A 26,687-nucleotide genomic window follows, 5' to 3' on the forward strand; every position below is an offset into this window, starting at 1 on the left:
CCTCCTACATACTTCTAAGCAAGGACTCCACAATCAAGTGCCATCCATCCACCAACACAAACAATAACAGTTTGAACGGCAAAGCGATCATGACCGGAGGAAGCATCATCATCCCCATCGACATGAGGACACTCGCCACGACCATATCAATGATCAAAAACGGCAAGAAGATCATGAATCCGATTTGAAACGCCGTCTTCAGCTCACTGATCGCATAGGCCGGAACCATCGCGAGGAGCGGGACGTCTTCGACCGACTCTGGTTGCTCATAGTTCCCATATTTAATGAATAATTGCAAATCCTCTTGGCGTGTATATTGGGCCATGAACCGTTTCATCGTATTCCCCGCCTCTTCGAACGCCTCGTCTTGACTGATTCGATCGTCCATGTATGGCGAGAGTGCCTTATCGTTTAACTCCGTTAGCACCGGCGACATGACGAACAACGTGATAAACAGGGCAAGACCGATAATCAGTTGGTTCGGTGGCGTTTGCTGCGTACCGAGCGCCGGACGGATAAAGGAAAGTACGACGACGACGCGTGTAAAACAAGTCATCAAGATAAGGAAAGATGGCGCGAGCGTAAGCAGTGTCAACACGACCAATAGTTTAATCGAGGTCGATGTACTGTCTGGCGTCTCTAGGTTGATCAGTTGTTCAATCGTCGTCATCGTTTCTTCCTCACTTCTTCAATCTGGGCCAATTGCTGTTTGAACGTGTCGAGAAAAGCCGACGTGTTCGAGTTGTTTAAGGCAGGCGCATCGTGTGTCGCCTCATCCATCGCTTCGGCATCGAGCCGGTCTAGCAGTTGAATCGAGTCGCCAACACCGAGCACGTAAACTTGTTCACCGAGTTTGACGAGTTGAACCGATCGGTCTTTGCCGAGCGGGACCCCGCCAAGATGTGTCAAATGCTGAGCTGTTTTGACGCCTTGCGTACGTGCGTTCAACCAACGAACGAGAACGAGAAAACCGCCGATGACAACGACCAGACTCAAGATGAGCTTGATCGCTGTCCCGACCGTTGAGACGGCCGATTTGACGGGTTCCTCTTTCGTGTCTGGCTGTTGTTGCTCGAACTGTTGATCGACGGTGGCGGCCTCGACCGTGGTCGGGACGCTTAGCCCGACCACGAGAAGGATAATCAACCACCACTTGTTCATTGTGCGACCGTTTTCGAAACTGCTTCGACGACCCGTTCCGCATTGAACGGCTTGACGATAAAGTCTTTTGCGCCTGCTTGAATCGCATCGATGACCATCGCTTGTTGTCCCATCGCAGAACACATGATCACTTTCGCGTTCGAATCGAAGCCACGAATTTCTTTCAACGCGGCCAACCCGTCCATCTCCGGCATCGTGATGTCGAGCGTGACGAGGTCTGGCATAAGTTCGCGATATTTTGCGACCGCATCGACGCCGTTCTCTGCTTCGCCGACAACCTCAAATCCATTCTTTGTCAAGATATCCTTAATCATCATGCGCATGAACGCCGCATCATCTACCACTAAAATTTTTGCACTCATTTGTTCTTCCTCCTTAAACGATGCCAATCCGCTCGTGCGGTTGGATAATTTCTGTTACACGGACCCCGAAGTTCTCTTCGATGACGACGACTTCGCCGCGGGCGATCCGCTGTTGGTTCACATAAATATCGACCGGCTCACCGGCCAGCTTGTCGAGTTCGATAATCGAGCCTTGCGACAATTCAAGCACTTCACGGACCGAACGTTTTGTCCGTCCGAGTTCGACCGTCACGCTCAGCGGAACGTCGTATAACAGACCGAGGTTCGCCGGAATCGAGTCGTTCGTCGACGGTGCGTGCAGAGGCATAAATTCGGCTTGACTGACAGCGACTTCAGGAGCCGACTTCACTTCCTGACGTACAGGTTGTTGCTGTGGAGCCGCAGCGGCCGGTGTTTTTGGTGCCTCTGGCTTCGGTGCGGCCGCAGCCGGTGCGACCGGTTGAGGGGAGGTGGCCGTCATCAATTCATTGACGAGCTGCTTGCCAAATTGAATCGGTGCAATTTGAACAATTTTCGAGTCGATTAACGTGCCGACCTTCAAGTTGAACTCAATCAACACCATCGTTTCCCAAAGTTCAAGACGATCGATAATCGTCTGGGTCTTCGTCGCATCGAACACTTCGACGAGCGGCGGTGAGATATCGATTTTTTTTGAGAACACAGTCGACAATGACGTCGCTGCTGCCCCCATCATTTGGTTCATCGCTTCTTGTACGGCCGAGAGTCGAATTTCATCCAACCCTTCTGGATCGACATCGATCCCGTTTCCGCCGAGCATCAAGTCCGAGATGATGGCGGCATCCTCACGTGTCAACACGAGGACGTTTTCGCCTTTCAAGCCTTCTGTGTAACCGACGCGAAGCGCCACGTGCGGTGTCGGATAACGCTCACGGAGCGCATCGATCGTGACTTCGCTGACGATCGGGGTCGTGATTTCTACTTTTTGTTGCAGTAACGTCGATAACGCCGTCGCCGAGTTTCCGAACGAGATATTCCCGATCTCTCCTAAAGCGTCGCTCTCCATCGAGTCAAGATGCTCTTCGGGCTTCGCCTCTGGTTGCGACGACTCGCTCGTCCCTCGCAATAACGCGTCTATCTCATCTTGTGACAACATCTCACTCATTGCTCTTCCTCCTTCACCCGGTGGAGCACTTGAACCGCCATTCGTTTCCCGCTCACACCGACTTGCCCTTTGAACACTTTATTTTCCCCTACCATGACGGATAACGGGTCTTTCACTAATTGATCGAGCGTCAAACAATCGCCGACCTCTAAATGCAACAAGTCACCGAACGTGATCGTCGTCTCTCCGAGCAGGGACACGACTTCAACCGTCGAGTTCATCAATTGGGCTTTGAGCGGTTCCTTACTGTTGCCGCTCGCATTGCGGCGGTTGGCCTCTTGCATCCAGTAATGACTTGACAGTTTGGATAAAACCGGCTCAATCGTCACGAACGGCAAGCAGACGTTGATGGTACCGCTCACTTCGCCGATGGTGACCCCGATTGAGATGAGGACGACCGTCTCGTTTGGCGAGACGAGTTGAAGAAACTGTGGATTGACTTCGACCGCGGTCATCTCTGACTTAATCTCGGCAATCGATTCCCATGCCTCCCCGTATCCGGCAAACGCTCGTTTATACAACTGGGTCAAGATACGCATCTCGATTTCTGTGAAACTCTCGACTTTTTCAATTTCGACCCCGGGACCACCGAGCAGGCGATCGAGCATCGCGTATGAGATATTCGGATTGACCTCGATGATGAAGCGGCCGTTGAGTGGCGGAGCCTCGATCAAGTTGATCATCGTCATACTCGGGATGGAATGAATGAATTCATCGTACGGGAGCTGTTCGACGGAGTTGACTGTGAATTGCACGTACGTCCGGAGCTGGGCCGAAAAGAACGTCGTCAACATGCGTGTGAAGTGTTCATGGATTCGGGTCAGACTGCGGATTTGGTCTTTCGAGAAGCGGACCGCCCGTTTAAAGTCATATTGCCGAACCTTGCGCTCTTCTTCTTGATTTAAAAACGAGTCGGCTTCGACATCGCCGCTGCTTAACGCTGATAGCAAGGCATCAATTTCTTGTTGAGATAAGACTTCTCCCATGATGCCACCTCACTGTATGATTTTCTTCGTCATATAGACTCGTTGGACCTCACCTGACTCCAACAGTCCGTTTAGTTGTTTTCGGAGCGACTGCTCAAACTTCTGCATGTCCTCTTTTGTCGTGAGCTGGGCTTTCGTCATACCGGCCAAATCACCGAGGATGACGTTATGCACTTGGAACTTCCGAAGTTCGAGGTCTTCTTTCGTTTCGGCGGCATCGGTCACGATCGTGAACTGGACGTTGATGAAACGTTCATCTTGAATGTTCGTCGTCATGTCGTCCGTTGTGAAGCTTCGTTCAGCTAATTCTTCGGCGGTGACCGGCTTTGTCTTCGCCGTCACGTTGTCACCGAATAAATATTTATAAGTCATGAACCCGGCCCCGCCCATGACGAGCAGGACGACTAGCAAGATGAGCACCATCTTCATGGCGCCGCCTTTTTGTTTTTGTTTTTCTTCACTCATCTTCTTCACCTCGTATGCCTGTCGTTCCAATCAGACCGATCGAGGCATAAAATGCCGTCGTGCGATCGATGATTTGTTGTTTCGTCTCACTGACGATATACGTTTTTCCGTTATACAAGTGAATGATTGTATCAGGCTCGGCCTTGATCGTCTCGATGAATAAGGCGTTCAGCACGAGTTCTTCACCCCGGAGTGTCGTGACGCGAATCATCAGCGTTTCAAGTTAACGAGTTCTTGGAGAATCTCGTCCGATGTTGTGATGATGCGGGTGTTCGCTTGGAACCCACGCTGGGCGACAATCATTTCTGTGAACTCTTCCGACAAGTCGACGTTTGACATCTCGAGTGCGCCCGAGACGAGTTCTCCGCGTCCATCTTGTCCAGGAATACCAACGTTCGGCGCACCTGAGTTTTGCGATTGAATGAAGTTGTTCGCGCCGACTTTCGATAACCCGGCGTTGTTGGCGAACGTCACGACTTGGATTTGACCGACGACCGTCGAGGCTCCGGCATTATCGACATAGCTGACTTGTCCGTCTTTCCCGATTGAGAGTGACTTCGCACCGGCCGGGATGTTGATCCGTGCACCCGTCGTACTGAGGACGTAGGCACCGTCTCCGTTGACGAGATCGCCCGTGTTATCCGTATAGAAGTTACCGGCCCGTGTGTATTGTGTCTGACCGTTCACGTCTAACGCGAAGAACCCTTCTCCTGAGATCCCGACGTCAAGGGCTCGCCCTGAGTTTTGCATGGCTCCTTGGTTATATACGTTGTCGACGGTCGCCATCGTGCCCCCGAGACCGACTTCTTTCGGGTTGACCCCGCCGCTGACCCCGTTGGCCGCTGTCGCACTACCGACTTGCTGACTGACGAGGTCTTTGAACGTGACGCGCCCTTTTTTATAGCCGAACGTGTTGACGTTGGCGATGTTGTTCCCGACGACGTCAAGCTTGGATTGGAAGTTCTTTAAACCACTGATTCCTGAGTACATTGCTCTTAACATGATGAATCCTCCTATGCTTGTTTGATGGAAGTGATGTTATACACGTTGACGGACGTCCCGTCTTCAAGATCGGCAACATAGCCGGCTTCGGTCTTCGAGATCGAGAGGACACGACCCGAGCCTTTGATTGTCTCGGTTTCCGTCTCCGTCGTATAATCGACCGTTTGACCAATCATATTGCTGAATTCCGAAATCGAAGCCATTTGCCGATCGACGAGCGCGGAATCGAGTTGTTTCGAGATCGTCTGCATCTGTTCGAGAGAAGAGAACTGGGCCATCTGAGAGATGAACTCACGATCTTCCATCGGTGACATCGGGTCTTGGTTGGCGAGTTGCGCGAGCAACAGTTTCAAGAACATGCTTTGATCATATTGGTTCGTGGCTTTCGGCATCGATTGATCCGGCAACGTATAGTCACTCGTCTTCGGCTGGATGGTCGTCATCTTCTTGTTCTCCTTTCGGTTGTTCCTGTTGCTCTGGTTCCGGTTGGTCAAACTCGTTGAAGCCAGATCCTTTCGCCTCGAGCGCCTGTTGTGTCAAGTTGATCTCGACACGGACGTTTTGTGTGAGCGGTTGTAACGTCTGTTGCAACTGTTGGACTTGTGACTGAAGCAACTGCTTCGCTTCTTGGTTGCTCGCGAACAGTTTGACGACGAGTTCCCCATTTTGACGTTCGAGTTTAACGACGAGTTCGCCTAACTGTTCAGGATAGAGCCGGACCGTGAACACTTTCGACCCATCGGCCCCGCTCTTGAACGGCGCACGTTGCAAAGCGGCTTCGATTCGGGCTTGCAAATTTTCCGGTAATGAACCTTTCGAGGCATACATCACCATTTCCGAATCGATTTGCGGTTTCGACCAGGTCATTCCTTTTGGCATCCAGTCGCTCTCTTTCACCGGCGGTTGCAATTGTGCAACCGTTGTTTCGGTTTGAGTAAGACCGGGTATAGATTTTGGGGTCTGTCCGAGCGTTCCTTTAAACTGCGCAACGACTTGCTGGATGATGCGCACGTTCTCTTCGACTTGGTCGGTCGGCACTGGTTTAATGAGTGCTTCCGTCTCCTTCTTCGTCAGCGTGAACGAAATCGACGGCGCTGCCACTTGACCGTTAAGGAGCGCAGGCGTCACGGCCGATGCGGCATCGGTTGTTCCTGCCGACTGTTCCGGGGCGACTTGATTCAAGATGGCGATATATGCATCCATAAACTTCCGATACGCATCTGCAGGCAACGACTTCAACCAATGCAGGCTATCGGGCTGTTGGAGCCATTGTTCCAATCGGTTCGACACATTCTCGAGCGGGAGGGCTTCCTCGTTTTCCGCAGCGACTGTCATCTCAGGGGATGGCGTCGATGTCCCGAGCATCGTCGAGAGTAACTCCAAAAACTGTCCAGTCGGGGTCGCACTCGCTTCCCCGCTTTTCTGAGTTGTCCCTTGTACCGATTGGGCGAGTAAGGCGATATTCATCATCATGTCCTCCTTTCTTGTCACTGGAGCAACTGGGTCACGACAGCGGCCTGTTGGGCATCCATCCGTCCTAAAATGTCAGCTTGTTGCTTCGGCGACAATTCTTTCAACAAGTTGGCCACTTGTGGGCTTTCGAGCTCGTTCATAATAGCAGCGGCTTGTTTGGCCGACATCTCTTCGTAGACGCGAGAGACGTCCGATGTTTCTTCTTCCACCGCACTTGCCGACGCCAATTCCGCAACGAGCCGGTCTCGCTCTTTGATCAACTTTGATACTTCTTCTTGGCGCGCCTTCACTTCATTCGTCAACTCGACGTTGTCCGCCCGAAGCTTCTCAATCTCGGCGTTCGCCACTTTCAAACGATTCGCGGCATCGGTATCGATTCCGGTCACGTTCACATTCGTTTTCACTTTTTCTTCCGGTTCTTGTTTCGCACCGATCTCTAGAAACGGGACCGATAACAACGGACGGTCCATCGCGTAGTTCATGACGACAATCCCTCCAACAAGCAGAAAGATGGCCGGGACGAGAACGAGCGCGACCAGTAGCTGTCTTCCCCGCTTCGAGTTGTCTTTTTCCATCGGTTTACTTCCCTTTCCCGTGATGAATCACTGCTAGCTCATCGATGAAATGTTGCTCGCTGAGCTTTGTCGCAGCCACTTCATGTTGACTTACTTTTTCATGCAACGTTACATATTTCTTTTCCTCGACGACTTTTCCAAGCAGGCGCTCCTGCGACAAATGATATCGATTTCGTGCCTGCTGGACGACGAGCTGTTGCGTCTCGATTTGACGTTTCAACCGTTCGCGCGTCTGCTCACGATATTGCGACATGAGCAGGTCGATGAAACCGTCTTGTTCATCTTGACTCTTCATAAGCGACTCGTACGTCAGCACGAGCCGGTAGAGCGCCTCCATCTCCGTCTCGAACCTTGCCTTCTGTTGTCTCATCTCCGTCGCGGACTCTTCTTTCTCATGTTCCGCGATTGGCATGATGCGTTCTAACAATAGTCTGTTCATGGTTCACCTCGCACGATCTTGGCCAAGCGTTCAAGCGATTGCTCGAGCGGGGCCTCTTCTTCGATGGATTGCTTTAAAAATGTTAATAAGTCCGGATACTGTTCGATGGCGGTATCGATTGCCGGGTTCGTCCCTTTTTTATAGGCCCCGATATTAATCAAGTCCTCGGCGTCCAAATACGTCGCCAACCAGCCGCGGAACGTTTGAGCGGCCTCGCGGTGCATCGGCGCAGCAATTTGGTTCATGACGCGGCTGATCGACTTTAAGACGTGGATGGCTGGAAATTGGCCTCGGTTCGCGAGCGAACGGTCCATGACGAAGTGACCATCCAATATACCTCGCACCGCGTCCGCAATCGGTTCATTCATATCGTCACCGTCGACGAGGACGGTATAAAAAGCAGTAATCGAGCCTGTCACGGCTGTTCCGCTTCGTTCTAGCAGTTGTGGCAACATCGCGAACACGGATGGGGTATAACCCTTTGATGTCGGAGGTTCACCGGTGGCGAGTCCGATTTCCCGTTGCGCCATGGCAAAGCGGGTCACCGAGTCCATCATGAGAACGACTTCCTTGCCTTGGTCCCGGAAGTACTCGGCGATGGCGGTTGCCGTATAGGCTCCTTTCAATCGGACGAGCGGTGGTTGGTCGCTCGTCGCCACGATGACGACCGAGCGGGCCATTCCTTCCGGTCCGAGTTCTTTCTCAATAAACTCTTTCACTTCGCGACCACGCTCGCCAATCAAGGCGATGACGTTAATATCGGCCGACGAGCGTTTGGCGATCATCCCAAGCAGTGTCGATTTTCCGACACCGGAACCGGCGAACAATCCGACCCGCTGTCCTTTACCGACCGTCAACAGGCCGTCAATCACGCGGACACCCGTCGACAAGACATCTAAAATCCGCGGTCGCTCGAGCGGATTGGGTGGCTTCCGAAGAACATCATAACGTTTTCCCGGAGAGGCTGTTTCGCCGGACAAAGGACGGCCGAGACCGTCGAGTACTTGTCCGATCAGCTCGTCACCGACCGGTACTTGAAGCATCCGTCCCGTGCCTTTGACCATACATCCCGGCGCGATTTGCGTCGTCTCCCCGTAGGGCATGAGGAGCACACGCGCCTCGTTGAACCCGACGACTTCCGCCTCGACGTGTTGGCCCGAGGGAAGTGCGATCAAACACCTCTCTCCGATGAAGGCACTCGGCCCCGTCGATTCAATCATCAGCCCGACGACACGACACACCCGTCCGACTTTCCGAACATATTCGTCCTCGGCGGACGCTGTGATCGTCTCAAGGACGTGGTCAATAAGCGCCATCGGCCAAAACCTCCTCGATTTTGGACTGGATGCGTTCAAAACTGTAATTCAAATCAAGTTCATCACCGTGGTACGGCGTCTCGATGCGTACGCTCGTCTCGCTTAAACCGGCATCTGCCCGGTACTTCAACGGTGGGCCGTCCGGTGTCACCCACTCCGCTTCGAAACGTTGAATCGAAGCGAGGCGGGTCGGATGGACATACACCGTCAATGATTCGGCATCGAGCTGACGGAGCAACTGTTCTCGAATCCGATCGGCGAATAGCGCCTCATCTTTTCGGACAAGCTCGGTCGTGACATGGGCGCTGACCTCGAGGGCGAGGGCGACGAGTTGCCGCTCCGCGTCCCGCCACTTCGCATCGAACAGCTGTTCAAGTTCAACTGCGACGGTGTTCAGCCGCGTCGTCAACTCGTCATACTCTGCCTTGCCTTCTCGTCTACCGTGGTCAAATCCAGCGTCGAACCCTTCTTGCTTGGCTGACGTCAACACTTCCTCCCGCAGCACCGCGAGTTGTTGTTCCATCGCGGCACGGCGGTCACGAAGCGCTTCTTCGTCTAAACGGAGTTGTTCACGCTTTTGTTCCAACTGGTCACTTTCTTGGTCGTAGTGTTCCAACGATACTGGCTCAAGGAACGGCTTCGAGTCGATCCGTTGCGGCTCGAGCGGTGTCGCATAGTGGCGTTTGATTACGTTAGACAACGATGTCATCTCCTCCGCCGCGGCTGATCACGATCTCTCCGACGTCTTCTAGGCGACGGATGATGCCGACGATACGGCTTTGCGCTTCTTCGACATCACGCAACCGGACAGGCCCCATGAATTCCATGTCTTCTTTGAACGTTTCGACCATTCGCTGTGACATGTTTTTGAAGATGATCTGTTTGACTTCTTCGGACGATACTTTGAGGGCAAGCAGTAGGTCGTCGTTTGCCACTTCGCGGATGATGCGTTGAATGGCCCGCGAGTCGAGTGTAACGATATCTTCGAAGACGAACATCCGCTTTTTGATCTCCTCGGCCAGTTCCGGATCTTCGATTTCAAGAGCATCAAGGATTGTGCGTTCAGTCGTACGGTCAACGCCGTTGAGCACTTCGACGACCGCTTCGATCCCGCCGGACTGGGCGTAGTCTTGCATATCGGTCTGGGACAAGTTTTTCTCAAGGATCTGTTCGATCTCATGAATGACGTCAGGGTTGAGCCGGTCCATCGTCGCGATCCGCTTGGCGACTTCCGATTGAATCTCCGGCGGTAATTCCGATAAAATTTGTCCTGATTTGACTGGTTCAAGATGCGCCAAAATCAAGGCAATCGTCTGAGGATGCTCGTTCTGGATGAAGTTGAGCAACTGTTTTGGATCGGCCTTGCGGGCAAACTCGAACGGTCGGACTTGGAGCGTCGATGTGAGCCGGTGAATGAGGGCCATCGCCTTCTCTTCCCCGACCGCTTTCTCGAGCACCGTTTTTGCAAACCCAATTCCGCCTTGCGTGATATAGCTCTGTGCCATGGCGAGTTCGTGGAACTCGCCCATGATTGCTTCTTTTTGTTCGGATGATACTTTCTTCAAGGCCGAGATTTGTAACGTCAACTGTTCCATCTCTTCTTCCGACAGATGTTTGTAGACGTTCGCAGCCACCTCAGGTCCAAGCGAGATCATGAGCATGGCCGCTTTTTCCCGGTTCGCTTGTTTTGCGTAATTCACAGTACTCACTCCTCAGACATCCATGTACGGAGAAGTTTGGCGAACTCTTCAGGGTTGCTCTCTGCCAATTTCTCCAACTGTTTCTTCTTGACGGCCCCTTCGCCTCGTTCTTCAAGGTCGAGGTCGGGTACTTCGTCCTCATATGGGACTTCCCATTCATTCGACTCGGCGATTGGTTCCCGTTTGCGTTTACGCATGGCGAAGAACAATAGCGCGAGCAAGACGACGGCACCTGCTGCTGCCGCATACATCCACCACTGGGTCGGTTGTTCGACCGCAGCCGCTTCTTCCGTCTCCGCGAACGGACGCGATACGACGACAACTTTCTGTTCAAGTTCCGCCTCGGTGAGCGCCTCACCGGTTTTGGCGAGCGACGTCCGGATGATCGAATACATCATCGTCTCAAGGTCACCCTCGAGTTGCGGGTCGATTGTCGTTGCCCCGTTCGGTGGTTCGACGATCAATTGAACACCGAGGTCGCGAATCGAGTACGGTGCGTTTTGAATTTGTTTCGTGATGCGGTTGACTTCATAATTGATGATTTCATGATTCTTTTCGCTCTCTTCTTCCCCGGTGCCAGTGGCGGCCGGGAAATTGACCGTGTCGTTCTCGGCCGTGCCCGCCGCGGTCGCCGCGCCGGTACCACCGGTGTACGCTTCAGCGATTCGTTCTGCCGATGTGACGATCCCTTCCATGCTCTCCTCGTTGACGGGTGTCACGAGGTTTTGCTCTTCCGCCGATTGCGTCGTGTCGATGTCGGCCGTGACCGAGACGAGGACGCTCCGTTCACCTAAGAGGACTGAAAGCATCTGTTGAATTTGTTGACGGACATCTTTTTCGACTTGGCGCTTCAAGACGAGTGGATCGGTGGATGATCCTCCTGCCGTCGTCGTTTGGTCTAAATCGTAATATGTGAAATATTGGTCCATGACCGAGATGTTTTCTGGTTTCAAGTTCGGTACGCTCTTACTAATCAAATGGTAGAGCCCTTTTACCGTCGCCGGTTCTAGATTCGTACCTGCTCCTAAATTTAAGACAATCGAAGCCGTCGGCTCCCCTTGGTCTTCTGCCAAGAAGACCGATTTCTCAGGAATCGAGATGATGACTTTCGCCTGATTGATTCCTTCGATTTGTGTGATCAACCGCTCGAGCTCGGTCTGCATCGCACTCCGTTCGATGACGGCCATCTCGCGATCGGTCGTCCCGAAGCCGGCGTTCTCACTGAAGAAGCTATAATCGATCGCTCCTGATTTCGGGATGCCCGCTGCTGCGAGGCTGACTTTCAATTGATCGACTTGTTCGCTCGGTACGTATACACTCACGCCGTTCGATGTCGCTTTAATTTCAGCTTTCACACCGTCAGCTGTCAGCTTTTCCGTCACCTCGCCCGCTTCTTGGGCGGACAGGTTCGTATAAAGCGGAGCCATGTTCGGGCGCGACAGCCAGACGGTCAAGACCACCGCGACGAGAAGTACGCCGGCGATGATGAGGCCCCAAAAGATTTTACGGTTTGTCTTCATCGTCTGAAGGGAACCGGTCAGTGAACCGAATCGTTCTTTTAACTTTTCATTCATCGCAACTCGTCATCCTCTACTTTAAACTTGCATTCGCATCATTTCTTGATAGGCCTCGACCGCTTTGTTCCTCACCTCAATGGCGAGTTGCATCGCAATCGACGACTCTTCGCTTTGAATCATGACTTGATGTAAATCCGCTTTACCGACAGCAAGGTCAGCGCGTGCTGTGCTCGTCGCTTGTTGGACATCGTTCAACGATCGCATCGCCTCGTTCAAATACGTGCCGAACTGGGACGGTGTCTCTTTCACCGTCGGCGTGACCGTCGGTTGTGTACCCATAAACTGTATCGGGTTAATCTGCATCGTGTGTCACTCCTTATCCTTTACCGATTTCCATCGCTTTGACGAGCATCGCCTTCGTGGCGTTCATTGCTGCGATGTTGGCCTCGTACGACCGAGTCGCCCCCATCAAGTCGACCATTTCTTTCAACAAGTCGACGTTCGGCATTTGAACGTAGCCGCGGTCATCCGAATCTGGATGGCTTGGGTCATAGACTAGCTTATACGGACTCTCGTCTTCCACGATTTGTGATACTTCGACGCCGCCGCTGACGGCGGACAACTGTTGTCGAAACGGTGCTTCCTGCAAGACGGTCATTTTCCGCGTATACGGTTGCCACTCTCCGTCGACGAGTTTGCCTCGTGTCGTCTGGGCGTTCGCGATGTTTGCGGATACCGTGTCCATCCGAAGCCGCTGTGACGTCAATGCCGTCGCCGAGATATGAAAACTATCAAACATCCCCATCGTTAACGTCCTCCTCTAATGACGGTCTTGAGTCCGCCGAGCCGGCGGTTCAATTGTTCCATCATCGCTTCGTATTGGAGTTGGTTCCGGGCCAACTCGCTCATTTCATAGTCGAGGTCGACGTTGTTCCCGTCACTTCGCATCGCCCCTCCAGCCCGGTCCGTGATCGTCGTCGCCGCGCGCTCACTCGGACGGCCACCCGCCAGTTTCAGACGCATCTCGTTGTTCAACGTCTGCTCGAACACCGCCTGTTTCGCTCGAAAGTTCGGGGTATCGATATTTGACAAGTTATGACTGATGACTTTTTGATTTACGACCGAATGATTGATCGCTTGTTTCATTAATTGATAGTCGCTGCCAATCCAATTCATGCGTTTCACTCACTTTCACCAAAAGAATGCATGTATATACCTTATTTGGAAAATCTACTATTACATTGAAACAAATCTGTAACAGTGTTGAAAGATATTTTTGTTAAAACAGGTAAATGCTATCTTCTCTTTTTGTCGAATTTACGGCGAATTCTGAAAATAATTACTTTTGTACTAAAAAAAGTCGCCTCCGACATAACGGAAGCGACTTTGTAAGTCGAAAGTCCTAACTTAATAGACTTTCTTATGATTCATATACTGAATTGTCTATATTTCAATTCGATTTCAACTTTTGAAGTTCAAACAAGAAGTTATCATTCAGTATCTTAATATATGTTCCTTTCATACCAAGCGACCGTGATTCGATGACGCCTGCACTCTCGAGCTTGCGGAGAGCATTGACGATGACCGAACGAGTGATTCCCACTCTATCGGCAATTTTGGAAGCCACTAACAACCCTTCATTTCCACCGAGCTCTTCGAAGATGTGTTCAATCGCTTCGAGTTCCGAATAAGAGAGCGAGTTGATTGCCATTTGGACGACCGCTTTCTTCCGCGCTGACGCTTCGGCTTCCGCCGCTTTCTCACGAAGGATCTCCATCCCTACGACCGTCGCACTATATTCTGCCAAGACGAGGTCATCTTCTGTGAACTCGTTGTTGAGACGGCCGAGGACAAGTGTGCCGAGGCGTTCACCGCCCCCGATGATTGGAACGATCGTCGTCATCGAGTCGAGGAACAATTCACGGTTTTCGACCGGGAAAGCTGTATATTCACTGTCAATCCCGATATTTTCTGTCGTCTCCTTCACGTTGAACAAGTTTGAGGCATACGGCTCTGGAAATTGGCGATCAACTAAAAACGCCTTCATCCGTTCGTTCTCGATCTGTTGTTTGATTGCGAAACCGAGCAAGCGGCCGCGACGGCTCACGATGAACGTATTCGCTTCGAGTACTTCGCGCATTTTGTCCGCCATTTCTTTAAAATCAACGTGTGCGCTTGCCTCTTGTTGAAGCATCGTGTTCAATTGGCGTGTTTTGTCTAGTAAGTTCATAATTCTTATTTTCCTCCCTGTATGTGCATACAGAATCTTATAGTATAAATTGGCTCAAATCTCGATCTTCCGCGATCGATCCGACTTTTTCTTTGACGTAAGCCGGTGTGATTTGCACGTGTGTCTGCGGCATATCGGCCGCCTCGAACGACAAGTCCTCGAGCACGCGTTCCATAATCGTATACAGGCGGCGGGCCCCTATGTCGTCCGTCTCTCGGTTGACGTGCGTGGCGATACGCGCGATCTCTTCGATGGCTGGGTGCGTGAACTCGACACTGATCTCTTCAGACTCGAGAAGAGCCGTGTACTGCTTGATGAGCGCCTGTGACGGCTCGGTCAAAATCTTGACGAAGTCCTCTTCGGTCAAGCTGCTCAATTCGACGCGAATCGGGAAACGACCTTGTAGTTCAGGAATCAAATCGGACGGTTTCGCCATGTGGAACGCACCGGCGGCGATAAAGAGTACGTGGTCCGTCTTGACTGGTCCATACTTCGTGACGACGGTCGACCCTTCGACGATTGGGAGGATGTCACGTTGCACCCCTTCCCGCGAGACGCCGGCATGGTCTTGCGATTTCGTCGCAATCTTGTCGATTTCATCGACGAAGATGATACCCATCTGTTCGCTACGTCGTACCGCCTCATCATGCACTTCATTCATGTCGAGCAAACTTTCCGCTTCTTCCGCTACGATAAGCGGTCGAGCTTCTCGAACTGGGAGCTTCCGCTTTTTCCGCTTCTTCGGAACGATTTGGCCGAGCATGTCTTGAAGATTCGATAACCCTTCCATACCTTGGCCTTGGAACAAGTCGACGGTCTGTTTTTCTTCGAGGTTGACCTCGATCAACCGCTCCTCGAGTTCACCGAGATCAAGTAAGCGCCGCAGTTGCGCGCGATCAGAAGTTTGCGTATTCGTTGGTTCCTCCGTCTTTTGACCTTGTCCCCCGAACAGCGCCTCGAACGGGTTCGATGCAGTCGGCTCGACTTTGGCTTTCCCTTGAAGCGCGTCTAGAATGCGTTCGGTCGCTGCGACCTCGGCTTGTTCTTTCACGCCTTCTTTCTTCTCTTCCTTCACGAGACGGACCGAGTCTTCGACAAGGTCTCGGACCATCGACTCAACGTCACGGCCGACATAACCGACTTCCGTGAACTTCGTCGCTTCGACTTTGACGAACGGCGCGCCGACAAGTTTGGCCAACCGTCGTGCGATTTCCGTCTTCCCGACACCGGTCGGTCCGATCATCAAGATATTCTTCGGTGTCACTTCATCGCGTAAATCGGCGCTCAGTTTTTGCCGACGATAACGATTGCGGAGTGCGATCGCGACCGCGCGCTTCGCATCTTTTTGTCCGATGACGAAGCGGTCTAACTCTGCTACGATTTGGCGTGGTGTCAGTTCACGTTTCATTCAGAATCGCCTCCGATCGTTTCTACGATAACTTGGTCGTTCGTATAGACGCATAACTCCCCGGCAATCTCGAGTGCGGCACGGGCTATGTCCTCAGCTGATTTCTCAGGTGAATGGCGCACGAGCGCACGGCCGGCGGCGAGCGCGTAATTCCCGCCCGAACCGATGGCCAAGATGCCGTCGTCCGGTTCAATCACTTCTCCGTTCCCAGAGACGAGCAATAAGTGGTCACTGTCCATGACAATCAACAACGCCTCGAGTTGGCGGAGCATCTTATCTCCGCGCCATTCCTTGGCCAGTTCGACGGCCGCACGTGGCAAGTTGCCGTTGTACATCTCAAGTTTCGATTCAAACTTTTCGAATAACGTGAATGCGTCGGCGACACTGCCGGCGAATCCGGCGACGACTTTACCACCATAAAGACGCCTTACTTTTTTGGCCTTATTTTTCATGATGACGGCGTTCCCGAACGTGACTTGTCCATCTCCGCTCATCGCGCCGTGTCCGTTATGACGGACCGCGAAAATCGTGGTTGCATGAAACATCTGATGACCTCCTACTTTCTCGGATGTGTAGCTTGATAGACCGCTCGCAGACGCTCGGTCGAGACGTGGGTGTAACGCCCCGTCGTCGAGAGCGACTCGTGCCCGAGCAGTTCCTGCACGGCGCGCAGGTCCGCCCCGCGTTCGAGCATGTCGGTCGCGAAGCTGTGACGCAGCGAGTGAGGCGTCAACGGCTTGTGAAGGCCCCCGAGCTTCCGGAGACGCTTCATGACGTAGCGAATTTGGTCCGTTGTCACCCGATTCCCTTTTTGACTGAGAAATAATGCCGTTTCCTGAGGCGTTGCGCACGTTTGCCGCACGTTGAAGTAACGGTCGAGCGCTTCGATGGCGAACTGTCCGATTGGGATGTAACGTTCTTTCTTCCCTTTCCCGACGACATGGACGAACGCAAGACCCGCATCATAAGACGACACGTCCATGCCGCACAACTCGGCGACACGCATGCCTGTCCCGTATAACATCTCGACGATGGCGACATCGCGGGCCCGCAAGAATGGGTCGTCTTGTCCCTCTGCTGCCTTTAGGAGCTGTTCGACCTCGCTCGGCACGGCGAACGTTGGTAGCGTCTTGCGCCGTTTCGGTGACGTCAGCCCATGAAACAACGGTTCACCGCCCGTTTCACGTGCCACAAATTTCCCGAATTGTTTGAGGCACGATACTTTTTGGGCGACCGTCGTCGTGGCGGTGTCTGCCTCATAAAGGGCATATAAATAACGCCGCGCCGACTGCACATCATATGGATCTTGATGTGTCGTCTGGCAATAAGCGGCGTACTGGTCGAGCGTCTGCTCGTAAGAGCGTTTCGTATGAGGAGACAGTCGGCGTTCGACTTGGCAATAGCGTAAAAATGATTGTTGATCGACAACGAATCCCATCCTCTCGCCTCCCCGTTTTCAGCTTAAAAACGCATGTTCCCGTCAAATCGAAATTAGCATAGCATACACAGTCAGAGGTGACAATAGATACCTCTTCAATAATCTGAAAATTTTCAAAGTGTTGTACAAATTACACAATTGAAATTTAGATTCATAAAAAAAGAGCCAAAAAATGGCTCTTTTCCCTTTAAATCTCTTTATACTGTTGAATCGTTTCGAGGGCACGGTTCGCATAGCGCTCGTACCGTTCTTGTTTCTTCATCTTCTTCGGGGCATCTTCAAGCGACGGGACGAGACCGAAGTTCGCATTCATCGGCTGGAAGTGCTTGCCGTCCGTCGTCGTGATGTAGTGTGCCATTGAACCGAGCATCGTCTCTCGGGGAAGAACGACGAGCTCTTCACCTGCAATCAGCTTCGCTGCATTAATCCCGGCGAGAAGTCCTGACGCCGCCGACTCGACGTAGCCCTCGACTCCGGTCATCTGACCGGCGAAGAACAACGTGTCGCGTGTACGGGCCTGGTAAGTTGGTTTCAACAAACTCGGTGAGTTGATGAACGTGTTCCGGTGCATGACACCGTAACGCACGATCTCGGCGTTCTCAAGACCTGGAATCAACTGAATGATTCGTTTCTGTTCGCCCCATTTGAGGTGCGTCTGGAAACCGACCAAGTTGAAGAGCGTCCCGGCCGAGTTATCTTGCCGCAACTGTACGACCGCATGCGGACGTTTGCCCGTCTTCGGATCTTCGAGGCCGACCGGCTTCATCGGTCCGAACAAGAGTGTCTTCTTCCCGCGTTGGGCGAGGACTTCAAACGGCATGCAGCCTTCGAAGTAAATCTCTTTTTCGAACTCTTTGAGCGGAACGACTTCGGCTTTGACGAGTTCGTCGTAGAACACGTCGAACTCTTCTTCTGTCATCGGACAGTTGAGGTACGCCGCCTCACCTTTGTCGTAACGTGATTTCAAGTACACCTTGTCCCGGTCGATCGTCTCGCCGTCCAAAATTGGAGCGGCCGCGTCGTAGAAGTACAGGTAATCTTCACCTGTGAACGCTTTGAGCGAAGCCGAGAGGTCCGGTGATGTGAGCGGCCCGGTCGCCATGATGACAATCCCGTCCGGAATCGCCGTAATCTCTTCGTTGTGCACAGTCACGTTCGGATGGTTCTTCAACGTGTCTGTTACGAATCCAGCAAAATCGTGACGGTCGACGGCGAGAGCGCCGCCAGCCGGTACACTTGCCGTATCCGCCGCTTTCAAGATGAGCGAGTCGAGCGTGCGCATTTCTTCTTTCAAGACACCGACCGCGTTTTGAAGCCCGTTCGCCCGGAGCGAGTTCGAGCAGACCAATTCCGCAAATTGGTCCGTATGGTGTGCTGGTGTTTTTCGAACCGGTCTCATTTCATACAAATCGACTTGAATCCCGCGTTTTGCGAGTTGCCAAGCCGCCTCGGAGCCGGCGAGGCCCGCTCCGATCACAGTTACACGTTGCTGCAAAGTTAATCCTCCTCTAACTGATGTACCTCGGCATGGGTACAGTTCGTACATTGATATTTCACGCCGTCTTTGATTTTTTTCTCGACCATCATCTTATCACATTCCGGACATGGTTTCGCGACCGGCTTGTCCCAAGAGACGAACTCACAATCTGGATAGTTCGAGCAACCATAGAACAGACGACCTTTTTTACTGCGTCGCTCGACAACTTGTCCGTCTTTACAGTTCGGACATGGGACGCCAATCTCGACTTGAACCGGTTTCGTGTTCGTACAGTTCGGGAAGTTCGAACACGCCATGAATTTCCCGTAGCGGCCCATCTTGATGACCATCGGTGCGCCGCATACTTCACAATCGATGCCGGCCGGTTCGTCTTTCACTTCGATTTTCTCGATTTCGGACTCGGCCCGTTTCAATCGTTTCTCGAAACTGCGATAAATCGGGGCAACGACATCGGTCCAAGCGACTTCCTCATTCTCAATCGAGTCGAGGAGCGTCTCCATGTCGGCCGTGAATTGCACGGTGATGAAATCGTTGAAGTACTCATCGATCATCTCGATGACGAGTTCACCGAGCTCCGTCGGTACAAACTTCTTCTCTTCGAGGACGACGTATCCACGCTTTTGAATCGTATCGAGTGTCGGTGCATATGTCGACGGACGACCGATTCCGAGTTCTTCCATCGCCCGAACGAGCCGTGCCTCGCTGTAACGCGGCGGCGGTTGGGTGAAATGCTGTTTCGGCTCGATCGTGTCGAACTTGACGAGGTCGTCGACTTCAAGTGGTGGCAGTAATCCTTCTTTCTCTGGATTCGTATCTTCGATATCTTCATCTTTCGATTCGATATACACTTTCATGAAACCTGGGAATTTGACGGTCGATCCGTTGGCACGGAAAATCATGCCGTTCGACTCGACGTCGATTTTTACCGTATCGAGAATGGCCGGCGCCATTTGGCTCGCAACAAGACGCTCCCAAATCAACTTGTACAGTCGAAGTTGGTCGCGTGACAAGTACGCTTTGACCGAGGCCGGGTCACGTAACGCCGACGTCGGACGAATCGCTTCGTGGGCGTCCTGTGCGTTCGCCGCCTTCTTCTCTTTTTGTTTCTGCAAGGCGACATACTCTTCTCCGAACGTGGACTCGATGTATGATTTCGCTTCTTCTTTCGCCAAATCTGAGATCCGCGTCGAGTCAGTACGCATATACGTGATCAAACCGACGGTACCTTCTTTCTTCCCGAGGTCGATCCCTTCATAAAGTTGTTGCGCGAGCATCATCGTCTTCTTGGCACGGAAATTGAGCTTACGCGCCGCATCCTGTTGGAGCGAACTTGTCGTAAACGGGAGCGAGGCGTTCCGCTTCCGCTCTTTCTTCGTGACATCGATGACTTTGAACGAGTCGTCGATCGCTTTGAGTACCGCGTCGGCGTCTGCCTCGCTCTTGAGCTCCAGTTTCTTCCCGTCTTTCCCATAAAACGATGTCTCGAACAATTCGCCTTCATGGTTAAGCATGAGTTTGATCGTCCAATATTCTTCTGGGTCGAAGGCGTTGATTTCTCGCTCCCGGTCGATAATCATTTTAACGGCCACGGATTGAACGCGTCCGGCCGATAATCCTTTTTTGACTTTCTTCCATAATAATGGGCTCATCCCGTATCCGACGAGACGGTCCAAAATTCGTCGTGCCTGTTGGGCATCGACGAGATCGTGATTGATTTTACGTGGGTGTTTGAATGACTCCTTGATCGCATCTTTCGTGATCTCGTTAAAGACGACCCGACATTCGGTCGTTTCGTCGACACCGAGCGCACGTGCTAGATGCCAGGCGATCGCTTCCCCTTCGCGATCCGGGTCAGCCGCGAGAAAGATTTTCGTCGCTTTTTTAGCTGCCGTCTTCAATTCTTTCAAAACGGGACCTTTTCCACGAATCGTAATGTACTTCGGTTCGAAGTCATGGTCTACGTCGACACCGAGTTGACTCTTCGGTAAATCGATGACGTGACCCATTGACGCTTTGACCGTGTAATTTGATCCTAAATAACGTTTAATTGTTTTTGCTTTCGCCGGTGATTCGACGATCACCAAATATTTTGCCATACATCTGCTCCCCTTTTAGAGGTCATTTAAATCCCTACCATAATATTCATGTTGTCGCTCGTTTGTCAACGTCCAATCCTTGAGCGTATTAGAATTTGATCGGAAGTCGTCAAAGGAATCGCCCCGTCCTCAATCAATTGATTCGGACCTGCCGCGAGTGGATCAAGCGGGCTTCCGGGCACCGCAAACACCGTCTTTCCTTGCTCGAGCGCATGTCCGACCGTGTTCATCGTCCCACTTTTCTGACGAGCCTGGATGACGACGAGCTGATCGCCGAGTCCGCTAACGAGACGATTCCGTTCTAAAAATTGATTTTTTTTGACAGGTGTTTCCGGCGGATATTCACTGAGGAGTAACCCGTGTCTCGAAATCTGTTCGAACAACGGATGATGTGCTCGAGGATACATGTGCGAAAAACCCGCCCCGAGGACGGCGATCGTCGGACGGTTGTGTCGCAGTGACAACTCATGGACGAGCCCATCGATGCCGAGTGCCCCGCCCGACACCGATACAGTTTCTTCTATTAAAGGGTAGAAATGCTCGACGAGCCGATGGCTGATCCGGTTCAATTCGCGGCTTCCGACCAAAGCGGTCGTTTGTTGTTGTAGTACCTCTAAATCACCTCGGTAAAACAAACAATATGGCGGATTCGGAATGTCGAGCAATGCGCGCGGGAACGCCTCGTCTTCCCACGTCAAAAAACGGTCATACGTGACCGTTGAACGAAGCGCCCGTTTCGCCTTGTTCCAGACGTACGGAGAAAACTGACGAGAGCTTAAACCAGGTTGAGACAAGTAATGATGGACGAACTCGACTGGCAAGCGTTCAGCCGCAAATCGAGCGATTGTTTGATTCATCACAATCACCTCTAAAAAAATGAGGGATGGCATGCATCCCTCATTCCGAATGGTTTACGTGGTCGGTTGACCCGTCACGCAAGCTTCATACAAACCTTCTTCCTTCAACACCCGGATGAGCGTCTCCCCGATGACGGCTGGCGTCTCGGCGACTTCAATCCCGTTGGCGTTCAATGTCTTGATTTTCTCGGCAGCCGTTCCTTTTCCGCCAGAGATGATGGCACCGGCATGGCCCATCCGTTTCCCTTCAGGAGCGGTTTGTCCACCGATGAATCCGATGACCGGTTTTGTCATATTCGCTTTCACCCATTCAGCGGCTTCCTCTTCAGCCGTTCCGCCGATTTCCCCGATCATGATGACCGCTTTCGTGTCCTCATCTTCGTTGAACGCTTGGAGCGTATCGATGAAGTTCGTCCCGTTGACCGGGTCGCCACCGATTCCAACCGCTGTCGATTGACCGATTCCGGCCGTCGTCAACTGATGAACCGCCTCATACGTGAGCGTCCCTGAACGCGAGACGATCCCGACGTGGCCTTTCGTGTGGATATAGCCTGGCATGATCCCAAGTTTCGCTTCCCCTGGTGTGATGATCCCCGGGCAGTTCGGTCCGATGAGACGGGCCGGCTTGTCCTCGAGGTACCGTTTCACTTGAATCATGTCGATAACCGGGATACCTTCTGTGATACAGATGATGAGTTCGATCCCGCTATCGGCCGCCTCCATGATCGAATCAGCCGCGAAGGCCGGTGGTACGTAAATAATCGATGCGTTCGCACCAGTCACTTCAACGGCTTCAGACACCGTGTTGAAGACCGGTACGCCGTCAAGTACGGTCGTGCCACCTTTCCCAGGTGTCACGCCTCCGACCAACTTCGTGTTATACGCCAGCATCTGTTCGCCGTGGAACAGACCTTGTTTCCCCGTGATCCCTTGAATGATCACTTTTGTATCTTGATTCGCCCAAATACTCATGTCGTTTCCCCCTTATCGAACGAGTGCCGCGATTTTTTCTGCACCGTCAGCCATCGAGCTCGCCGAAGTGATCGCAAGTCCAGATTCATCGAGAATGCGTCGTCCCGCATCCACGTTCGTGCCTTCTAAACGGACGACGAGCGGTAAATCGAGACCGATTTCTTTCGTCGCCGCGACAATTCCTTCAGCGATGATATCACACTTCATAATACCACCGAAGATGTTGACGAAGATGCCTTTGACTTGGTCATCTGACAAAATCAATTTGAACGCTTCCGTCACTTTTTCTTTCGTCGCACCGCCGCCTACATCGAGGAAGTTAGCGGGTTCGGCGCCGTAATGCTTGATGATATCCATCGTCGCCATGGCAAGGCCGGCTCCGTTGACGAGGCAACCGATATTGCCGTCGAGTGCGATGTAGCTGAGATCGTGTTTCGACGCCTCGACTTCACGCGGGTCTTCTTCCGTCGTATCGCGAAGATCGACGATGTCTGTATGACGATAGAGCGCGTTGCTGTCGAAGTTGAGTTTCGCATCGAGCGCGATGACGTTTCCGTCTTTCGTCGTGACGAGCGGATTGATCTCCGCGATTGTGCAGTCCGTCTCGACGTATACTTTGTATAGCTTCATGACCATGTCACTAAATTTATTGACGAGCTTAGTCGGCACTTCCATCTTGAAGGCAAGACGGCGTGCTTGGAACGGACGGAGTCCGACGACCGGGTCGACGACTTCTTTATGAATCTTTTCAGGTGTATGTTCAGCGACTTCTTCGATGTCCATACCGCCCTCTGATGAACCCATGATGACAATTCGGCCGATCGAACGGTCAAGCACAAGTCCTAAGTAAAATTCTTGGTCAATCGCAGAACCTTCTTCGATGTATAGGCGTTGCACGACTTTCCCTTCAGGTCCAGTCTGATGCGTGACGAGCGTCTTGCCGAGAATCTCTGACGCGTACTGTTTGACTTCTTCATCCGTCTTCGCAAGTTTGACACCGCCGGCTTTCCCGCGGCCCCCTGCGTGGATCTGGGCTTTGACAACTTTTAGTTCACCGTCTAGCTTGGCGGCGGCTGAGACTGCTTCTTCAACCGTGAACGCCGGATAGCCCGTAGGTACGGCCACTCCGAACGCCCGAAGCAATTCTTTCGCCTGATACTCATGGATATTCATTTCGTTTCCCCCTTAGTCCCCTTTAATATCGGCATGTCTATTGTAACGAAAAACTGAAAGCGCTGTCTATCGTTCTTGCTTTAAGTTTTCATCTTTTTTTCACATCTACCCCTAGACATCCTCGATTTTTCCTTGTTCCATCTGATAAAGAAACACGAAAAGTTCGGCGATGACCTGATACAGGTCGTCCGGGATGTGCTCTTCGATCTGTAAAGCAGACAATAGCGATAACAGTGCGGGATCCTCATGGATCGGTATCCCGTTCGCCTGGGCGAGTGCGAGCATGCGCTCGGCGACAAGGCCCCCTCCTTTGGCGACGACACGCGGGGCCTCCATCGATTGCTCATAGGACAAGGCGATGGCTTGTTTACGATCAGTCATACGCGTTGGTCCACCTTTCCGAGCGGGGCGAACGTGTCCGGTATCACTGCTTCCTGTTTTGGTTCGAACGAGAAGCGCGACAGTTCATAACCACTCGTTGCAAGCGCCTTGCCGAGCAGTGGTTCGTAGGCGTTGACGAACGGGCTCAGGTCATGCCGCTCGTTGAACACTTTGATTGATACGTGCCGCTTTTGGACGAGCAGGTCGATGCCCGTCTCGCCGTACTTCGGAGTCTCTAGAAATAAGACGATGCGTGCGTGGTCGGCGTCGATCATTTCGCCTTTCGGTGCCTCGAGACGGAACCGTACTTGTTCAAACGGTCCTAAATGCGGTATGTGAAATGCTTGAGCGACATATGGCGAGGTCTGGAGGGCGTTGAACGTCTCCTGAGCCCGAACGAACTGCTCGAATTTCGGGTCTCCTTTCGCTTTGAACAACTCGCCGATGAGTTGTTTCACATCCGACCCGGCTCCGCTCTCGAGCAGTTGACGGCCTTGCGCTTGCAGCGATTCGGGCGTGTCGAACGGCTGACGGGCGAGCCGCCCGAGTTCTGTGCCTAAAAGGACGAGCGGTGACCGTGCTGCCTGCGCGAGCGACTCCGCTTGTGGCGGCACGACTTTCAAGACGAGCTTCGGTTCAAGCTCGGTGACGACCATTTTGTACGTCACGTTCTCTTTGACGTCCGCGTTCACCCCAACCCGAAACATGCCTTGCGGCAGTTGCATGACCGCCTCCCCGCCCGGTAACAGCTGGAGCACCCGACCGACGACCGTATTGCCGACGAGCAGTTGCCGTGAATTCTGTTCGGTGACTTTGAACGGCAGAACGCCTTGGTGATCGATACGCATCGTTTCCCCTCCTACATATGTTTAATCGGCGCGAATGATTTCCGATGAATCGGTGTGATCCCGTGTTCCGCGAGCCCGGCCAAATGGTCTTTCGTACCATATCCCGCGTTCCTCTCGAACCCGTAACCGGGATAGAGGACGGCATAATCTTCCATCATATTGTCGCGAATGACTTTGGCGACGACGCTCGCCGCCGCGATCGAGACGCTCCGCGCGTCCCCTTTGATGAGCGACTGTTGCGGAACATCGAGGTCGAGCCGCATCGCGTCGATCAACAGCGCATCGACCGCTCCGAGTTGCCGGACCGCTTCTACCATTGCCAATTTCGTCGCCTCATAAATATTGACCTCGTCGATCACGTCAGCGTCAACGATGCCGACACCGACTACTGCCTCGTCCATGAGGGCGCGATACGCGACTTCCCGCGCCCCTTTCGACATTTTTTTCGAATCGTTCAGGCCCGGGTGATAAAATCCTTCCGGCAAGATGACGGCCGCCGCGACGACCGGACCCGCGAGCGGCCCTCGGCCGACCTCATCGACGCCACCGATGAGATGGAACCCTTGGGCCTTCCAATCGTTCTCAAACGCGTGACGGGCCATATAATCGGCACGTAAGGCACGTTCTTGTTCGAACTGCCGCTCTCGTTGTTGGATGAGCGTCCGCACGCCCGCACGTGGGTCGTCTTTCAACTCGTCTCGGACTTGTTCCCACTCTTCATATCGGACCGTCTGTAGCCGTTGTTTAATCGCTTGAATCGTCATTCCGTTCCTCCTATTCAAAAAAGCCCTGTTTGCACAGGACTTCACGCCATGTCATGGTCGGCCGGCGTCTCGAGGGAGACTCGTCCGATTTTCTCATGACGCAGTTCGTTCAATAGTAACTCGCTCGCTTTCTCGAAATCGACGTAGCCGCCGCTGACGAGTCCACGTTTTTTCCCAATCAATTCGAGCAGTTCGACGGCATCTTCCGGCAGTTGATCGATTTTGAATCGCTCTTTCAACTGTTCCGGATAGCGAGCCGACAGCTCACGGGCCGTATAGAGCGCGATATCGTCAAGGTTCAAGATATCATCCTTGATGGCACCGGTCGCCGCCAAGCGATAGCCGACCATCTGGTCCTCGAACTTCGGCCATAGAATCCCAGGCGTATCGAGCAATTCCATTTCGCCGCCCTTCATCTTGATCCATTGCTGGCGCTTCGTGACACCCGGACGGTCGCCTGTGACAGCGATATTGCGTCCGGCGAGACGGTTGATCAGCGTCGACTTGCCGACGTTCGGGATGCCGATGATGAGAGCGCGGATCGGACCGGGGTTCCGGCCCTTCTCACGCATACGGTCGTGCTTCTCTTGCATGAGCTTCTCGGCGCCCGACATGAGCTGTTTCAAGCCTTTGCTATGTTTTGCGTCGACGGCGACGACCTCGATGTCATCGCGCTTCAAGGCGCGTAGCCAGGCGTCAGTGACGACCGGGTCGGCCATATCGGCTTTATTCAAGACGATGAGACGCGGTTTGCCTTCCGTGATCTCATCGACCATCGGGTTACGGCTCGATTGTGGGACGCGTGCGTCGACGAGTTCGATGACGACGTCGATGAGCTTTAACTTTTCTGTTACTTGTCTTCGTGCCTTGGCCATGTGGCCAGGGAACCATTGAATTGCCAAA

32 protein-coding genes are annotated in these 26,687 nt (G+C 52.8%); all 32 read right to left on the reverse strand.

Going from position 1 to position 26,687, the window contains the following annotated elements; translation table 11 throughout:
- Positions 1–4 precede the first annotated feature (4 nt).
- The 32 genes from fliP to ylqF all read right to left on the reverse strand — a co-directional run bounded on the left by fliP (position 5) and on the right by ylqF (position 26,686).
- The gene (gene fliP, locus EVJ34_RS01925) at positions 5–670 is read right to left on the reverse strand and encodes a flagellar type III secretion system pore protein FliP (RefSeq protein ID WP_114165557.1); all 666 of its coding nucleotides are present in this window, start codon (positions 668–670) and stop codon (positions 5–7) included.
- Positions 667–1,161, reverse strand: coding sequence for a flagellar biosynthetic protein FliO (locus tag EVJ34_RS01930; protein ID WP_131433946.1), 495 nt, complete (start codon positions 1,159–1,161; stop codon positions 667–669). Before EVJ34_RS01930 ends, fliP begins: the two co-directional genes overlap by 4 nt.
- Positions 1,158–1,523 (reverse strand): response regulator, encoded by a 366-nt coding sequence (locus EVJ34_RS01935; protein ID WP_021067131.1) that lies wholly within the window; start codon positions 1,521–1,523, stop codon positions 1,158–1,160. Before EVJ34_RS01935 ends, EVJ34_RS01930 begins: the two co-directional genes overlap by 4 nt.
- A gap of 13 nt (positions 1,524–1,536) precedes the next feature.
- Positions 1,537–2,646, reverse strand: a complete 1,110-nt coding sequence (gene fliY / locus EVJ34_RS01940; RefSeq protein WP_131484569.1) for a flagellar motor switch phosphatase FliY — start codon at positions 2,644–2,646, stop codon at positions 1,537–1,539.
- On the reverse strand, positions 2,643–3,632 hold the full coding sequence (gene fliM / locus EVJ34_RS01945) for a flagellar motor switch protein FliM (RefSeq protein ID WP_131484570.1): 990 nt from the start codon (positions 3,630–3,632) through the stop codon (positions 2,643–2,645). Before fliM ends, fliY begins: the two co-directional genes overlap by 4 nt.
- 9 nt (positions 3,633–3,641) lie before the next feature.
- Positions 3,642–4,097, reverse strand: a complete 456-nt coding sequence (locus EVJ34_RS01950; protein WP_131433940.1) for a flagellar basal body-associated FliL family protein — start codon at positions 4,095–4,097, stop codon at positions 3,642–3,644.
- On the reverse strand, positions 4,090–4,308 hold the full coding sequence (locus EVJ34_RS01955; protein WP_131433938.1) for a flagellar FlbD family protein: 219 nt from the start codon (positions 4,306–4,308) through the stop codon (positions 4,090–4,092). Before EVJ34_RS01955 ends, EVJ34_RS01950 begins: the two co-directional genes overlap by 8 nt.
- Positions 4,308–5,099, reverse strand: a complete 792-nt coding sequence (flgG, locus tag EVJ34_RS01960) for a flagellar basal body rod protein FlgG (RefSeq protein ID WP_131433936.1) — start codon at positions 5,097–5,099, stop codon at positions 4,308–4,310. The genes EVJ34_RS01955 and flgG overlap by 1 nt, the downstream gene beginning before the upstream one ends.
- An 11-nt stretch (positions 5,100–5,110) precedes the next feature.
- On the reverse strand, positions 5,111–5,542 hold the full coding sequence (locus tag EVJ34_RS01965; RefSeq protein ID WP_131433934.1) for a flagellar hook capping FlgD N-terminal domain-containing protein: 432 nt from the start codon (positions 5,540–5,542) through the stop codon (positions 5,111–5,113).
- Entirely contained in the window at positions 5,514–6,566 is a 1,053-nt protein-coding gene (locus EVJ34_RS01970; protein ID WP_236636612.1) for a flagellar hook-length control protein FliK, read from the reverse strand. Before EVJ34_RS01970 ends, EVJ34_RS01965 begins: the two co-directional genes overlap by 29 nt.
- 20 nt (positions 6,567–6,586) lie before the next feature.
- Positions 6,587–7,147, reverse strand: coding sequence for a MotE family protein (locus EVJ34_RS01975; protein ID WP_131484572.1), 561 nt, complete (start codon positions 7,145–7,147; stop codon positions 6,587–6,589).
- A 4-nt stretch (positions 7,148–7,151) separates the two neighbouring features.
- On the reverse strand, positions 7,152–7,586 hold the full coding sequence (locus EVJ34_RS01980) for a flagellar FliJ family protein (protein ID WP_131484573.1): 435 nt from the start codon (positions 7,584–7,586) through the stop codon (positions 7,152–7,154).
- On the reverse strand, positions 7,583–8,902 hold the full coding sequence (gene fliI / locus EVJ34_RS01985; protein WP_131433926.1) for a flagellar protein export ATPase FliI: 1,320 nt from the start codon (positions 8,900–8,902) through the stop codon (positions 7,583–7,585). The genes EVJ34_RS01980 and fliI overlap by 4 nt, the downstream gene beginning before the upstream one ends.
- The gene (locus tag EVJ34_RS01990; protein ID WP_131433924.1) at positions 8,889–9,611 is read right to left on the reverse strand and encodes a FliH/SctL family protein; all 723 of its coding nucleotides are present in this window, start codon (positions 9,609–9,611) and stop codon (positions 8,889–8,891) included. Before EVJ34_RS01990 ends, fliI begins: the two co-directional genes overlap by 14 nt.
- A complete protein-coding gene (fliG, locus tag EVJ34_RS01995) occupies positions 9,595–10,602 on the reverse strand; it encodes a flagellar motor switch protein FliG (protein ID WP_034777193.1) in 1,008 nt (335 codons plus the stop codon). Before fliG ends, EVJ34_RS01990 begins: the two co-directional genes overlap by 17 nt.
- A 5-nt stretch (positions 10,603–10,607) precedes the next feature.
- On the reverse strand, positions 10,608–12,176 hold the full coding sequence (fliF, locus tag EVJ34_RS02000) for a flagellar basal-body MS-ring/collar protein FliF (protein ID WP_131433922.1): 1,569 nt from the start codon (positions 12,174–12,176) through the stop codon (positions 10,608–10,610).
- Positions 12,177–12,197: 21 nt separating this feature from the next.
- Complete coding sequence (gene fliE / locus EVJ34_RS02005) at positions 12,198–12,482, reverse strand: flagellar hook-basal body complex protein FliE (RefSeq protein ID WP_131484574.1); 285 nt, start codon at positions 12,480–12,482, stop codon at positions 12,198–12,200.
- Positions 12,483–12,495: 13 nt separating this feature from the next.
- Positions 12,496–12,924, reverse strand: coding sequence for a flagellar basal body rod protein FlgC (gene flgC, locus EVJ34_RS02010; protein ID WP_034777187.1), 429 nt, complete (start codon positions 12,922–12,924; stop codon positions 12,496–12,498).
- A gap of 2 nt (positions 12,925–12,926) precedes the next feature.
- Entirely contained in the window at positions 12,927–13,295 is a 369-nt protein-coding gene (gene flgB / locus EVJ34_RS02015) for a flagellar basal body rod protein FlgB (protein ID WP_131433917.1), read from the reverse strand.
- 274 nt (positions 13,296–13,569) lie between these two features.
- Positions 13,570–14,349, reverse strand: coding sequence for a GTP-sensing pleiotropic transcriptional regulator CodY (gene codY / locus EVJ34_RS02020; protein WP_016508279.1), 780 nt, complete (start codon positions 14,347–14,349; stop codon positions 13,570–13,572).
- A 37-nt stretch (positions 14,350–14,386) separates the two neighbouring features.
- Positions 14,387–15,757, reverse strand: coding sequence for an ATP-dependent protease ATPase subunit HslU (gene hslU, locus EVJ34_RS02025; RefSeq protein ID WP_131433915.1), 1,371 nt, complete (start codon positions 15,755–15,757; stop codon positions 14,387–14,389).
- Positions 15,754–16,302 (reverse strand): ATP-dependent protease subunit HslV, encoded by a 549-nt coding sequence (hslV, locus tag EVJ34_RS02030; protein ID WP_131433913.1) that lies wholly within the window; start codon positions 16,300–16,302, stop codon positions 15,754–15,756. Before hslV ends, hslU begins: the two co-directional genes overlap by 4 nt.
- Before the next feature lie 11 nt (positions 16,303–16,313).
- Positions 16,314–17,195, reverse strand: a complete 882-nt coding sequence (locus EVJ34_RS02035) for a tyrosine-type recombinase/integrase (RefSeq protein ID WP_131484575.1) — start codon at positions 17,193–17,195, stop codon at positions 16,314–16,316.
- A gap of 187 nt (positions 17,196–17,382) precedes the next feature.
- Entirely contained in the window at positions 17,383–18,690 is a 1,308-nt protein-coding gene (gene trmFO / locus EVJ34_RS02040; protein ID WP_236636613.1) for an FADH(2)-oxidizing methylenetetrahydrofolate--tRNA-(uracil(54)-C(5))-methyltransferase TrmFO, read from the reverse strand.
- 2 nt (positions 18,691–18,692) lie between these two features.
- Positions 18,693–20,789: a type I DNA topoisomerase gene (gene topA / locus EVJ34_RS02045; RefSeq protein ID WP_131433907.1), complete on the reverse strand. Its 2,097-nt coding sequence runs from the start codon at positions 20,787–20,789 to the stop codon at positions 18,693–18,695.
- 65 nt (positions 20,790–20,854) lie between these two features.
- A complete protein-coding gene (dprA, locus tag EVJ34_RS02050; protein WP_131484576.1) occupies positions 20,855–21,646 on the reverse strand; it encodes a DNA-processing protein DprA in 792 nt (263 codons plus the stop codon).
- 54 nt (positions 21,647–21,700) lie between these two features.
- Positions 21,701–22,618 carry a succinate--CoA ligase subunit alpha gene (sucD, locus tag EVJ34_RS02055; RefSeq protein ID WP_131484577.1) on the reverse strand — a complete coding sequence of 306 codons (918 nt, stop codon included), beginning with the start codon at positions 22,616–22,618 and terminating at the stop codon, positions 21,701–21,703.
- A gap of 12 nt (positions 22,619–22,630) precedes the next feature.
- On the reverse strand, positions 22,631–23,791 hold the full coding sequence (gene sucC / locus EVJ34_RS02060; RefSeq protein ID WP_114165532.1) for an ADP-forming succinate--CoA ligase subunit beta: 1,161 nt from the start codon (positions 23,789–23,791) through the stop codon (positions 22,631–22,633).
- A gap of 111 nt (positions 23,792–23,902) precedes the next feature.
- Positions 23,903–24,172, reverse strand: coding sequence for an EscU/YscU/HrcU family type III secretion system export apparatus switch protein (locus EVJ34_RS02065; RefSeq protein WP_131433901.1), 270 nt, complete (start codon positions 24,170–24,172; stop codon positions 23,903–23,905).
- Complete coding sequence (locus tag EVJ34_RS02070) at positions 24,169–25,020, reverse strand: hypothetical protein (protein WP_131484578.1); 852 nt, start codon at positions 25,018–25,020, stop codon at positions 24,169–24,171. The genes EVJ34_RS02065 and EVJ34_RS02070 overlap by 4 nt, the downstream gene beginning before the upstream one ends.
- Before the next feature lie 11 nt (positions 25,021–25,031).
- Positions 25,032–25,784, reverse strand: a complete 753-nt coding sequence (locus EVJ34_RS02075) for a ribonuclease HII (protein ID WP_131484579.1) — start codon at positions 25,782–25,784, stop codon at positions 25,032–25,034.
- Positions 25,785–25,825: 41 nt separating this feature from the next.
- The gene (gene ylqF, locus EVJ34_RS02080; protein ID WP_131433895.1) at positions 25,826–26,686 is read right to left on the reverse strand and encodes a ribosome biogenesis GTPase YlqF; all 861 of its coding nucleotides are present in this window, start codon (positions 26,684–26,686) and stop codon (positions 25,826–25,828) included.
- Position 26,687 lies beyond the last annotated feature (1 nt).

Source organism: Exiguobacterium sp. SL-9, from assembly GCF_004336985.1.
Taxonomy (GTDB): domain Bacteria; phylum Bacillota; class Bacilli; order Exiguobacteriales; family Exiguobacteriaceae; genus Exiguobacterium.